The 12,202-nt window shown below is 71.6% G+C and carries 11 protein-coding genes; 9 read left to right on the forward strand and 2 right to left on the reverse strand.

The genetic code is table 11. The annotated features are described in order from the left end of the window. Positions 1-202: 202 nt before the first annotated feature. The gene (fabG, locus tag ACFV6D_RS22770; RefSeq protein WP_063350105.1) at positions 203-970 is read right to left on the reverse strand and encodes a 3-oxoacyl-ACP reductase FabG; all 768 of its coding nucleotides are present in this window, start codon (positions 968-970) and stop codon (positions 203-205) included. A gap of 375 nt (positions 971-1,345) precedes the next feature. Between fabG and ACFV6D_RS22775 the strand changes: the two genes are divergently transcribed. Beyond that, positions 1,346-2,242: a MarR family winged helix-turn-helix transcriptional regulator gene (locus ACFV6D_RS22775; protein ID WP_244293510.1), complete on the forward strand. Its 897-nt coding sequence runs from the start codon at positions 1,346-1,348 to the stop codon at positions 2,240-2,242. A 257-nt stretch (positions 2,243-2,499) separates the two neighbouring features. Here ACFV6D_RS22775 and ACFV6D_RS22780 read toward each other — a convergent pair whose 3' ends face one another. After that, entirely contained in the window at positions 2,500-3,363 is an 864-nt protein-coding gene (locus tag ACFV6D_RS22780; protein ID WP_063350106.1) for an aldo/keto reductase, read from the reverse strand. A gap of 482 nt (positions 3,364-3,845) precedes the next feature. On the opposite strand from ACFV6D_RS22780, the gene ACFV6D_RS22785 reads away from it, so the two are divergent. From ACFV6D_RS22785 to ACFV6D_RS22820, 8 genes are all read left to right on the forward strand, one after another. Next, the gene (locus ACFV6D_RS22785) at positions 3,846-5,618 is read left to right on the forward strand and encodes an ABC transporter transmembrane domain-containing protein (RefSeq protein ID WP_380560959.1); all 1,773 of its coding nucleotides are present in this window, start codon (positions 3,846-3,848) and stop codon (positions 5,616-5,618) included. A gap of 64 nt (positions 5,619-5,682) precedes the next feature. Then, on the forward strand, positions 5,683-7,455 hold the full coding sequence (locus ACFV6D_RS22790) for an ABC transporter ATP-binding protein (RefSeq protein WP_380560960.1): 1,773 nt from the start codon (positions 5,683-5,685) through the stop codon (positions 7,453-7,455). A 149-nt stretch (positions 7,456-7,604) separates the two neighbouring features. Continuing rightward, positions 7,605-7,850, forward strand: coding sequence for a LapA family protein (locus ACFV6D_RS22795; protein WP_363585876.1), 246 nt, complete (start codon positions 7,605-7,607; stop codon positions 7,848-7,850). Between the two features lie 47 nt (positions 7,851-7,897). Continuing rightward, positions 7,898-8,626 (forward strand): amino acid ABC transporter ATP-binding protein, encoded by a 729-nt coding sequence (locus ACFV6D_RS22800; protein ID WP_063351563.1) that lies wholly within the window; start codon positions 7,898-7,900, stop codon positions 8,624-8,626. Positions 8,627-8,635: 9 nt separating this feature from the next. Then, a complete protein-coding gene (locus ACFV6D_RS22805; protein WP_063350109.1) occupies positions 8,636-9,553 on the forward strand; it encodes a glutamate ABC transporter substrate-binding protein in 918 nt (305 codons plus the stop codon). Between the two features lie 12 nt (positions 9,554-9,565). Next, positions 9,566-10,210, forward strand: a complete 645-nt coding sequence (locus ACFV6D_RS22810; RefSeq protein WP_063350110.1) for an amino acid ABC transporter permease — start codon at positions 9,566-9,568, stop codon at positions 10,208-10,210. Beyond that, positions 10,207-11,076 carry an amino acid ABC transporter permease gene (locus ACFV6D_RS22815; RefSeq protein ID WP_380560961.1) on the forward strand — a complete coding sequence of 290 codons (870 nt, stop codon included), beginning with the start codon at positions 10,207-10,209 and terminating at the stop codon, positions 11,074-11,076. Before ACFV6D_RS22810 ends, ACFV6D_RS22815 begins: the two co-directional genes overlap by 4 nt. A gap of 108 nt (positions 11,077-11,184) precedes the next feature. Further along, on the forward strand, positions 11,185-12,099 hold the full coding sequence (locus ACFV6D_RS22820) for a LysR family transcriptional regulator (RefSeq protein ID WP_063350112.1): 915 nt from the start codon (positions 11,185-11,187) through the stop codon (positions 12,097-12,099). Positions 12,100-12,202 lie beyond the last annotated feature (103 nt).

Raw genomic sequence — 12,202 nt, forward strand, 5'->3', positions numbered from 1 at the left:
TATTCCGGAGGGATTTGTCATTTTCCCGTGAAATCGACAATTGGCGGGGAGAGGTCCGCCCGGGGAGTGATTTCCGCGATTCTCGGATCGAATGCCAGTGTGGTGTTCGAATGATTCTGCAAAAGCCCCGGTAAAGAAAACGGAGTGGGCGGCCGGCGCGGCCGGCTTCCCACTCCGTGGTAACCCTGTGTAGGTTCCGTGCTCAGTCGAGGGGGCCGCCCGCGACGTAGATCACCTGCCCGGAGACGAAGCCGGCGCCCTCGCTCGCGAGGAAGGAGATGGTGTGGGCGACGTCCTCAGGCAGACCGACCCGCTGGACCGGGATCTGGGAGGCCGCAGCCCGCTTGAAGTCTTCGAAGTCCATGCCGACCCGGGCTGCGGTGGCCGCGGTCATGTCGGTGGCGATGAAGCCGGGGGCCACGGCGTTGGCGGTGATGCCGAACTTGCCCAGCTCAATGGCCAAAGTCTTGGTGAAGCCTTGCAGACCGGCCTTGGCGGCCGAGTAGTTGGCCTGGCCGCGGTTGCCCTGGGCGGACGAGGAGGACAGGTTGACGATGCGGCCGAAACCGGCGTCCACCATGTGCTTCTGCACCGCGCGGGTCATCAGGAAGGCCCCGCGCAGATGGACGTTCATGACCGTGTCCCAGTCGGACTCGGACATCTTGAAGAGCAGGTTGTCGCGGAGCACGCCCGCGTTGTTGACCAGCACCACGGGGGCGCCGAGCTCGGCGGCCACCCGGTCGACGGCGGCCTGCACCTGGTCGGCGTCCGAGACGTCGGCGCCCACGGCCAGGGCCCGGCCGCCGGCCGCGGTGATCCGGTCGACGGTGTCCTTCCCGGCGGTCTCGTCCAGGTCGAGGACGGCCACGGCGTAGCCGTCGGAGGCCAGTTGCACGGCGGTGGCGGCGCCCAGGCCGCGGGCGGCGCCGGTGACGACGGCGACCCGGGGGGCGGTGCTCTGCTCGGTCATGCTCGCTCTCGTCTCTCTCGGGGTGGTCTCCGCGGGGAGCGCCCCGGGGAGGGTGGCCACACCCTACCCGCGAGTAGGGAGGGCGAACAGGGTCGGAGAGTCGCGGGTGACGGTCGGTAAGGACCGACCGGTCGGCTTTCTACTGAGAACGGGTTACCGAGAGGGCGTGGCGGGCGCGTAAATATGCCAATGTTGCCGAACCTGCGTCTACTATCCGCCCCTGCCTGCCAGCAAGGGCCCGCCGTTTGTATAGTGTCCGCCAGCAGCCACCGGCTGCACGGCTGGAGCGCCCTCCCTCATAGCTGGACGCCCACTCGCCGTTACTGCCCCACCCGGGTGTCCCACACACACCGGGTGTGACATCGGGACGGATACATGGTGCTGGGGGAGATCCCGACGACCCGCGTGTCCGCGCGACTGCAACAGTCGCCCGGACACCTGATTCGCGTTGCACAGCAGGTTCACACCAGGCTGTGGTCCGAGCATGTCGGAGCCGATCTCACGGCTCCGCAGTTCGCCGTCCTGCTGGTCCTGGCCCTCGAACCGGGTGCCGACCAGCGGACGGTCGGCGAGCGAGCCTCGCTGGACAAGGCGACGATGGCGGAGATGGTCGCGCGGCTGGTCCGCCGCGGCTTGGTGCTGCGAAGGCGTGACCCGGCCGACGGCCGGCGAAAACTGCTCGCTCTCTCGCAGAGCGGTGCCCAGGCGGTGCGTGAGGCCACCGGCGGTGTGGTCCGCGTGCAGCGCACCCTGTTCGAGCCGCTGACGGCGGAGGAGCAGGTGGAGATCGTGCGGGTGATGGCCAAGATAGCCAGGCTGGAGCCCGCCGCGGTCGCCGTGTTCTCCGACACACGGCCGATACTGGACGCGCAGCGGGCGATCGGCTACCTGATCAGGGTGGGCCAGCAGGTGCACACCAAACTCTGGTCGGAGCACGTCGGTGCGGAGCTGACGGCTCCGCAGTACGCGGTGCTGGACGCGCTCGAACTGGAACCGGGCGCCGACCAGCGCACGGTCGGTGAGCTGGCCTCGCTGGACAAGGCGACGATGGCCGAGATGGTGAGCCGGCTGGTGCGCCGTGGTCTGGTGCAGCGCCGGCGCGACCCCTCGGACGGGCGCCGCAACCTGCTGTCGCTCTCGCCGGCGGGCCAGGACCTGCTGCACCGTTCGACGGCCGGCGTGGCCGAGGTCCAGCGGCTGCTGCTCGCCCCGCTGGACGAGAGTGAGCACGGGCCCGCGCTGGCGCTCCTCGGCAAGGCGGCGCGGCTCTAGAAGGATCCTTTGAGCGCCAGCCAAAACGATTCGCCAACGTACGGAAGGCCTGGTGTGCCGAGGGCTTGAGGCGTTGACGGCTCAAGGCGTTGATGACTCAAGCCGTTGACGGCTCAAGGTGCTGGTGGCCTGACGTGCCGGAGGCCGCTGCTCGTCGGCGCTGGTGGATCGTGGCACACCGAAGACCGCCCACCCCTGCAGGGGTGGGCGGTCGTTCGACATGACCGCTCGTCAGAGAAGTCGGACGGCGGGTGCCGTCAGTTCCAGTCGAACTCCTGCGGGTCCGGACCGATCCGCGTGCCGGTGGCGACACCGGCGATCGCGGCGAGGTCCTCGGCGTCCAGCTCGAAGCCGGCGACGTCCAGGTTCTCCCGGATGCGGGCGGGGGTGACCGACTTCGGGATCGCGATCACGCCGCTCTGCAGGTGCCAGCGGAGCACCACCTGGGCGACCGTGCGGCCGTGCTTCTCGGCGATCTTCGCCAGCGCCGGCTCGGCGAGCAGCTCCTTGCCCTGGCCCAGCGGGCTCCAGGCCTCGGTGGCGATGCCGTGCTGGGCGTGGAAGGCGCGCAGCTCGGTCTGCGGGAAGTACGGGTGCAGCTCGACCTGGTTCAGCACCGGGACGACCGAGGTCTCGTCGAGCAGTCGGGTGAGCTGCTCGGGCCCGAAGTTGGAGACGCCGACCGACTTGACCCGGCCGTCCGCCTTCAACTGCTCGAAGGCCTTCCAGACGTTCAGGTAGCTGCCGTGCTTCGGGCGCGGCCAGTGGATCAGGTAGAGGTCGACGTAGTCGAGGCCGAGCTTGGCCAGCGACGCGTCGAACTCACGCAGGACGGCGTCGCGGCCCTGCTCGCCCGACCAGTCACGGGTGCCCGAGTTCCACAGCTTGGTGGTGATGTAGAGGTCCTCGCGGGCGACGCCGCCGGCCAGGGCCTCGGTGATCGCCTGGCCGGTGCCGGCCTCGTTCTCGTAGATGGCCGCGGTGTCGATGGAGCGGTAGCCCGCCTCGATCGCGGTGCGGACGGCGGCCGTGGCCTCGTCGTCCGGGACCTGCCACACGCCGAATCCGAGCTGCGGGATCTGCGCGCCGTCGTTCAGCGTGACGTTGGGGATGTTGCTCACGGGAAGGGGTGCCCTCCTGGTTGTCCGTCTGATTCCAGAAGGGGGCAACTGGGACCCGGGCGGGATTGTTCCCGCCGTTCGGGGGAATCTTGCGGGGCCGGAGGCCCGCTTCGGCGGGGATCCGGGGGCCGGGCGGCGAAAAAACCTGTTGCGCAGATCACATCGGGGTTGGCAGGCTCGTGGCCATGACCTCCTGAGATCCGGGCCCTTCGTGCCCTTCCCGCCCCCGTCCGGCCGTCCCGTCCGGCGGTCCCGTTCGGCGGTCCCGTTCGGCGCCGCCCCGGACGCGCCGATGCCGCCGGGGCGAGGCGCCGCGCTGTCGCCCGCCGCCGCCCGTCTTCCGCTGTTCGCGCGAGTCGGGCCCGCCGTGCCGCGAGACCCGTGCCTCCGGCTCGTGACCTTCTCCCGGCGTGCCCGCTCACGCCTGCTCGCACCCTCCAGGACCTCCAGCACCGTCCCGCACCCTCCTGTATCGGAGTGTCATGCTGCTCACCCCCCTGCCGTTGGCCGACCCCGGTAGCCCCGATCTCTCCTCACCCCCGGCCTTCCTGCGCTGGCTCCAGCGCGGCCAGCGGCGCGGGCAGGCGCTGGCCACCTGCTGGGCGCTGCTGGAGATGGGCGGCCAGGCGGCGCTGCCGATAGCGCTCGGGTGGGGCGTGCAGGCCGCCGTCGACGGCGAGGCCGCCGGGATCTGGCGGGCCGGTGCCCTCGCGGTGGCGCTCGCCGTGCTGTCCGCGCTCGGTGCCGTGCTGCTGCACCGGCAGGCGGTCTGGAACTGGATCCACGCGGCGTGCCACGTGCGGCAGCTGGTGGCCCGGCAGGCCTCGCACCTGGGCGCCGGGCTGTCCTGCCGGATCGCCACCGGCGAGGTCGTCGCGGTCGGCAGCGGGGACGTCGAGCGGATCGGCTGGTACGTCGAACTCGTCGCCCGGGTCCGGGCCGCGGTGATCGTCTGGCTGGCCGTCAGCTCGGCCGTGCTGGTCGTCGAACCGGTGCTCGGGGTCGGGGTGCTGCTCGGCGTCCCGGTGCTGGCGGCCGCCGTCTGGCCGCTGATCGGGCCGTTCGAGCGGCGGTACGAGCAGCAGCGCACGCTCGGCGGCAAGGCCACCGAGCTGGCCGCCGACACCGTGGCGGGGCTGCGGGTGCTGCGCGGCATCGGCGGCGAGGAACTGTTCCTCGACCGGTACCGGGCCGCCTCCCAGAAGGTCCGGGCCGCGGCCGTCCGATCGGCCCGGATCTGGTCGCTGATGCAGGCCCAACAGGTCCTGCTGCCGGGCCTGTTCGTGATCGGGGTGACGTGGTACGGCGCCCGGCAGGCGGCTGCGGGCGAGCTCGCCGTCGGGACCCTGATCGCCGTGTACGGCGCCACCGCCTTCCTCGCGGCGCCGCTGCGGATCCTCGGCGAGGCCGCGCACGCCTGGAGCGTCGCCCGGGTCTCCGCCGGGCGCGCCGTCCGGGTGCTCTCGCTCAGCCGCAGCAGCGGCGTGGCCGAGGCCTCGCTGAACAAGCCGGGGAACGCCGACCTGTTCGACCCGGCGACCGGGCTGACCGCGCGGGCCGGGGAGCTGACCGCGGTCGTCTGCGGGGACCCGGACTTCGCCGGGGCGCTCGCCGGGCGGCTCGGCGGGCACGTCCCGGCCGCCGAGGGCGAGCCGGAGCAGCCTTCCGTCCGGCTCGGCGGGACGGAGCTGGACGCGGTGCCGCTGGCCGAGGCCAGGGCGGCGGTGCTGGTCCACGACAAGGAGCCGGTGCTGCTCTCCGGCACCCTGGCCGGGCTGTTCGACATCCCGTCCTCGGGGCGGGTCTCGGTGGCCGAGGCGCTGGCCGCCGCCCGGTCCGACGACGTGCTGGAGGCCCTGGTGGACGGCTCGCCGGAGTGTGCGGGCGACGCGATGCTCGCCCGGATCACCGAGCGCGGGCGCTCGCTGTCCGGCGGGCAGCGCCAGCGGCTCGCCCTGGCCCGCGCGCTGTTGGCCGACCCGCCGGTCCTCGTCCTGGACGAGCCGACCAGCGCGGTGGACGCCCACACCGAGTCCAGGATCGCCACCGGACTGCGGGACACCCGGGCGGGGCGCACCACCGTGGTCTTCGCGACCAGCCCGCTGCTGCTCGACCAGGCCGACCGGGTGGTGCTGCTGCGCGACGGCCGGGTGGCCGTGGCCGGGCGGCACCGCGACCTGATGCGGACCGAGCCGGCCTACCGGGCCGTGGTCACCCGCGAAGAGGAGCCGGCACCGGTGGGGGAGCCGGTATGAGCGGCCGCGTGGGCACCCGCGCCGTCCGCCCCGCCCGACCCGCCGCATACCTGAGGAGCACGCCATGAAGCCCCCCGTCCATGAGGAGCAGGGGCCGGCCACCACCCTGCCGGTCGGCTCACCGGCCGCCGTGCGCGCCTACCTGCGCCTGCTCGCCCGGCGCCACCGCCGAGGGTTCTCCGCGGTGGTGTCGCTGCACTCGGTGGCCACCGTGGCCGGGCTGGTCGGCCCCTGGGTGCTCGGCAGCCTGGTCGAGTCGCTGGCCACCGGCACCGCCGAGGCCACCATCGCGGTCGCGGTCGGCTGGTACCTGCTGGCGCTGGTGGTGCAGTCCGCCTTCACCGGCTGGTCCCGGATGCGCGGTGCCGTCCTCGGCGAGCGGGTGCTGGCCGACCTGCGCGAGGACTTCCTGGTCCGCTCGGTCGCGCTGCCCACCGGCGTGCTGGAGCGGGCCGGCACCGGGGACCTGGTCTCCCGGGGCACCACGGACGTCGACCGGCTGGACAAGTCGGTGCGCGAGGCCGTGCCCGAACTCGCCGTCGCCATCGTGTCGTTGCTGCTGGTGATCGGCGCCCTGCTGGTCACCTCGCCGCTGCTCGCGCTCACCTCGCTGATCGGCCTGCCGCTGCTGCTGGTCAGCTCCCGCTGGTACTTCAAGCGCGCGCCGCAGTCCTACCGCAACGAGTCGGCCGGGTACGCCGCGGTGAACACCATGCTGGCCGAGACGGTGGACGCCGGGCGGACGGTGGAGGCGCTGCGCCTGGGCGACCAGCGGATCGCCCTGACGGACCGCAAGCTGGGCGAGTGGCTCGCCTGGGAGCGCTACACCCTGTGGCTGCGCTCGGTCTGGTTCCCGACCATCGACGCGGTCTACTCCTCGGCGGTGCTGGCCACCCTGCTGCTCGGCGGGCTGTTCACCCTCAAGGGGTGGATCACCGTCGGCCAGTTGACCACAGGAGTGCTGTACGCGCAGATGCTGACCGGCCCGGTCGACCTGATCCTGCGCTGGTACGACGAGCTGCAGATCGGCCAGGCCTCGCTGGCCCGGCTGGTCGGCGTCCGCGAGGTGCCGGAGCACGAGGGCGACGAGTCCAGCCACCCGGACGGCCGTCGGGTCGAGGCCCGGGACGTCCGGTTCGGCTACCGCGAGGGCGCCGACGTCCTGCACGGCATCAGCCTGGACGTCGCGCCGGGCAGCCGGGTCGCGCTGGTCGGGCCGTCCGGGGCGGGCAAGTCCACGCTGGGGCGGCTGCTGGCCGGGATCTACGCCCCCGGGCGCGGCAGCGTGACGCTCGGCGGGGCGGCGCTGGCGCGGATGCCGGCCGAGCGGGTGCGGGTGGAGGTCGCCCTGGTGAACCAGGAGCACCACGTCTTCGTCGGCACCCTGCGGGACAACCTGCGGCTGGCCGCGCCCGGGGCCGAGGACACCGAACTGCGCTCCGCGCTGGACGCGGTGGACGCCGGCGGCTGGGTGGACGCGCTGCCGCACGGCCTCGACACCGAGGTCGGCTCCGGCGGCACCGCGCTGACCCCGCCGCAGGCCCAGCAGCTGGCGCTGGCCCGGCTGGTGCTGGCCGATCCGCACACCCTGGTGCTGGACGAGGCCACCTCGCTGCTGGACCCGCGCGCCGCCCGGCACCTGGAGCGCTCGCTCGCCCGGGTGCTGGAGGGCCGCACGGTGATCGCCATCGCCCACCGGCTGCACACCGCGCACGACGCGGACGTGATCGCGGTGGTCGAGGGCGGCCGGATCAGCGAGTACGGCAGCCACCCGGAGCTGGTCGCGGCCGGCGGCCCGTACGCGGCGCTCTGGCGCTCCTGGCGGGACGAGCGGTAGCGGGCCGGCGCCGTCGAACCCGTACGGCGCCGTTGACCCGTACGGCATTTCAAACCCGCACGGGGCCTGATTGCCCCGTGCGGGTTACTCCCTCGCCCATCAGGGCGTGTAACCGGGCAAATCGGATCCCCGGCCCGCAGACTGCTCCGGTGACCAAGATTTCGGACGGCTCGTCCGGCTCCAAACGCAGCGAGATCGCTGGGATCCCCACCCGGTACATCGGGATCGGCGTCCTCGTCGTCCTCGCCGTGTGGTTCCTGTTCGCGAACCTCGACAAGGTGAAGATCCAGTTCTGGGTGTTCACCGTCACCGCGCCGCTCTGGATCGCACTGCTCGCCACGCTGCTCGCCGGCGGCGCGCTGGGCTGGCTGCTGAAGGGGCGTCGCGGCCGGTGACCAGCGCTCCCGGGCCGGCCCAGGCGGGGCCCTCGGCCTTCACGCCGCTGATCGAGGTGCGCGGCGTCAACAAGCACTTCGGGGACCTGCACGTCCTCCAGGACATCGAGCTGACCGTGGGCCGCGGCGAGGTCGTCGTGGTCATCGGACCGTCCGGCTCCGGCAAGTCGACGCTCTGCCGGGCGATCAACCGCCTGGAGCCGATCGAGGACGGCACCATCCTGATCGACGGCGAGCCGCTGCCCGAGGAGGGCAAGGGGCTGGCCCGGCTGCGCGCCGAGGTCGGCATGGTGTTCCAGTCCTTCAACCTGTTCGCGCACAAGACCGTGCTGCAGAACGTCTCGCTCGCGCAGATCAAGGTCCGCGGCCGGCCCCGGGCGGAGGCGGACGCCAAGTCCCGCGCCCTGCTGGAGCGGGTCGGGCTGGAGGCGCACGCCGACAAGTACCCGGCCCAGCTCTCCGGCGGCCAGCAGCAGCGGGTGGCGATCGCCCGGGCGCTGGCGATGGACCCGAAGGCGCTGCTGTTCGACGAGCCGACCTCGGCGCTCGACCCCGAGATGATCAACGAGGTGCTGGACGTCATGCGCCAGCTCGCCCACGAGGGCATGACGATGGTCGTGGTCACCCATGAGATGGGCTTCGCCCGGGCCTCCGCCAACCGGGTGGTCTTCATGGCCGACGGCCGGATCGTCGAGGACCGCGCCCCGGAGGACTTCTTCAACGCTCCGGAGAGCGAGCGCGCCCGGGACTTCCTGTCCAAGATCCTGAAGCACTGAGGCGGCGCCGTGACGAGGAAGACCACCGCCGCCCGGGGCCGGACGGCGCTCGCCGCCGTCCTGCTGCTCGCCGTGCTGGCCGCCGGCTGCGGCAAGCCCGGCACCCCGCCGCCCAAGGGCCCGCAGGCGAGTGCGCTGCCCAGCTACCAGGTGCGCGACGCCGCCTCCATCACCGGCTCGCCGACCCTGGACGCCGCCCGCAGCCGGGGCCACCTGGTGGTCGGCGCCAAGGAGGACCAGCCGTACCTGGGCGAGAAGAACCCGGCCACCGGCGTGTACTCCGGCTTCGACATCGAGATCGCCAAGATGGTCGGCGCCTACCTGGGCTTTCCGCCGGACCGGATCGAGTTCAAGACCATCGCCTCGGCCAACCGCGAGACCGCGCTGCAGAACGGCCAGGTGGACTTCTACGTCGGCACCTACACCATCAACGACAACCGGAAGAAGCTGGTCGGCTTCGCCGGACCGTACTTCATCGCCGGGCAGTCGCTGTTGGTGCGCAGGAACGACAACACCATCCACGGCCCGCAGGACCTGGACGGCAAGAAGGTCTGCTCGGCGGCCGGCTCGACCCCGTACCAGCGCATCCAGTCGCAGTTCCCGAAGGCGAAGCTGATCGGCTACGACACCTACTCGGCCTGCGTGGACAACCTGATCACCGGCCAGGTCGACGCCGTCACCACGGACAACGCGATCCTGCTGGGCTACGCGGCCAAGGCGCCGGACGAGCTCAAGGTGGTCGGCCCGCTGTTCTCCCAGGAGCCGTACGGGATCGGCACCCCGAAGAACGACACCGTGCTGCGCCTGGCCCTGGACGACGCGCTGGCGCAGAACGAGCAGAACGGCGACTGGAAGAAGGCTTACGACGCGACCCTGGGCCTGTCCGGGGAGCCGGCGCCCACACCGCCGCCGATCGACCGGTACTGAGAGGGCCGCGCCGTGAAAACGCTGACCGACAACTGGTCGACCTACTGGGAGGGCTTCCTCGGCACGCTCTCGCTGTTCGCGGTGAGCGCCGTGCTGTCGCTGGTGCTGGGAGTGATGATCGCGGGTTTCCGGGTCTCGCCGGTCCGGCCGCTGCGGGTGTTCGGGACGGCGTGGGTGACGCTGCTGCGCAACACGCCGCTGACCCTGCTGTTCTTCATCGTGGTGCTGGGCCTGCCGCGCTTCAACATCACGCTGCCGTTCTTCGTCTTCGCGGTGGCCGCGCTCGGCTGCTACACCTCGGCCTTCGTCTGCGAGGCGATGCGCTCGGGCATCAACACCGTGCCGGTGGGGCAGGGGGAAGCGGCGCGCAGCCTGGGCATGAGCTTCGGGCAGACGATGAGCGTGGTGGTCATGCCGCAGGCGTACCGGTCGGTGGTCGCGCCGATCGGCAGTGTGATGATCGCGCTGGCGAAGAACACGGCGATCGCCGGCTCGTTCAGCGTCACCGAGCTGCTCGGCACCTACCGGACGATCAACGAGCTGGGCTACAGCATCATCTGGACCTTCGTCTGGATCGCCGTCGGCTACCTGATCATCACCCTGGCCGTCAGCGCCGTCTTCAACCTGCTGGAACGACGAGTGGCGGTGTCGCGATGACCGTTGGATCCTCGGCGCTGTACGACATCCCCGGTCCGAAGGCGCTCGCCCGCCACCGGCTGTACGGCGGGATCGCGCTGCTGCTGATCGCGGCGCTGATCGGCTGGATCGTCTACATGCTCTTCCACACCCACCAGTTCACGTACCAGAAGTGGATGCCCTTCGAGTACCGGGGCGTCCAGGACCTGCTGCTGAGCGGGCTCGGCAACACCCTCAAGGCCTTCGGCTGGACGGTGCTGTTCGCGCTGCCCTTCGGCGCGCTGTTCGCGGCGGGGCGACTGTCCGACCACAGGGTGGTGCGGGTGCTCTCCACGGTGGTGGTGGAGTTCTTCCGGGCCATGCCGCTGCTGGTGATGATCTTCTTCGTCTTCGTCGCGCTCAAGGTGCAGCCGCTGTGGGCGCTGGTGGCCGGGTTGGTGCTGTACAACGGCTCGGTGCTGGCCGAGGTCTTCCGGGCCGGCGTGCTCGCGGTGCCCAAGGGGCAGCGCGAGGCGGCCTACGCGCTCGGCCTGCGCAAGACTCAGGTGATGACGTACGTGCTGGTGCCGCAGGCCAACCGGGCCATGCTGCCGGCCATCATCAGCCAGCTGGTGGTCGCGCTCAAGGACACCTCGCTGGGCTTCCTGATCACCTACGAGGAGTTCCTGCACGCGGGCAAGCTGATCGCCACCAACCTCGACTACGACCTGCCGTTCATCCCCGTGGTGATCGTGATCGCGCCGATCTACATCGGCATGTGCCTGCTGCTCTCCTGGCTCGCCCGCTGGGTCGAGCGCCGCAGCCGGCGCAGCCCGAGCATGCGGGGCGGGGCGCCGGTGGTCAAGGCCGGGGTGGCGATGGGACTGCCGCCGTCCGCGCAGCAGTGAGAAGGCTGGTTCGATCCTGAACCATAGGTGCGGGTGGGGATAGAGCGGGCACCTCCAATTTCCTCTTATGATTGCGGAGGCTCGACGACGACGACCGGGGGAGGGGCCATGGAGCCGGTATTCGACTCACGGCACATCAGGACGTTCCACGAGGTCGTCAGAGCAGGCTCCTACTCGGCCGCCGCCCGCGAGCTCGGCTACACCCAGCCCGCCATCACCCAGCAGATGAAGGCGCTCGAACGCACCGTCGGCGTCGCGCTGTTCACCCGGGCCGGGCGCGGACTGCGGCTCACCGAGGCGGGCGAGGCGCTGTCCCGGCACGCCGAACTGATCCTCGGCAGCCTCTCCGCCGCCCAGCAGCAGCTCGCCGCGCTCGCCCGGCTGCGGGCCGGGCGGGTGCGGGTCTGCGCCTTCCCCAGCGCCAACGCCACTCTGATACCCGAGGCGATGGCCCGGCTGCTCGCCGAACACCCCGGTGTGCGGGTCGAGCTGCTGGAGGCCGAACCGCCGGACTCCGTCCAGCGACTGCTGCGCGGGGAGTGCGACATCGCGCTGGCCTTCCGCTACCCCGGCGGCGCGACCGAGGTGCCCGACGGGCTGGACGAGATCCCGCTGATGGAGGACCTGCTCACCGTACTGCTGCCGGTCGGACACCCGCTCGGCCGTCGGCACGCCGTTCGGCTCGTCGACCTCGACGGCGAGCGCTGGATCGCCGGGTGCCCGCGCTGCCGGGCCAACCTGCTGAACGTCTGCGCGGAGGAGGGCTTCGCGCCGGACATCGTGTTCTCCACGGACGACAACCTCGCGGTCCAGAGCCTGGTCGCCGCCGGGGTCGGGATCGCGCTGATGCCCGCGCTGGTGCTCTCCTTCATGTGCCACCGCAAGGTCACCGGGCGGGCCGTCGAACCGCACCTGCGTCGGCAGGTGAGCGCGTACGTGCTGCGCGAGCACCGGCGGATACCGGCCACCGGGCTGGTGCTGGACCATCTGCGGCGGGCGGCGGCCAGCCGGATCGGGTGCTGACCGGATCGGGTGCTGAGTCGTGGCTCCGGTGGGTGCTCGCCGGGGCGATTCATAAGCTGAAGTTGGGGGGAAGCTTAAGAACCATCGTTGGACGTGATGGGTC

Origin of the sequence: Kitasatospora sp. NPDC059812, assembly GCF_042732075.1 — a bacterium.
Taxonomy (GTDB): domain Bacteria; phylum Actinomycetota; class Actinomycetes; order Streptomycetales; family Streptomycetaceae; genus Kitasatospora.

Excerpts from the sequence above, each read along its gene's own strand:
- ACFV6D_RS22785 (WP_380560959.1), top strand. The coding sequence starts at position 3,846 with ATGCTGCTCACCCCCCTGCCGTTGGCCGACCCCGGTAGCCCCGATCTC.
- ACFV6D_RS22775 (WP_244293510.1), top strand. The coding sequence starts at position 1,346 with ATGGTGCTGGGGGAGATCCCGACGACCCGCGTGTCCGCGCGACTGCAA.
- ACFV6D_RS22790 (WP_380560960.1), top strand. The coding sequence starts at position 5,683 with ATGAAGCCCCCCGTCCATGAGGAGCAGGGGCCGGCCACCACCCTGCCG.
- ACFV6D_RS22815 (WP_380560961.1), top strand. The coding sequence starts at position 10,207 with ATGACCGTTGGATCCTCGGCGCTGTACGACATCCCCGGTCCGAAGGCG.
- fabG (WP_063350105.1), bottom strand. The coding sequence starts at position 970 with ATGACCGAGCAGAGCACCGCCCCCCGGGTCGCCGTCGTCACCGGCGCC.
- ACFV6D_RS22820 (WP_063350112.1), top strand. The coding sequence starts at position 11,185 with ATGGAGCCGGTATTCGACTCACGGCACATCAGGACGTTCCACGAGGTC.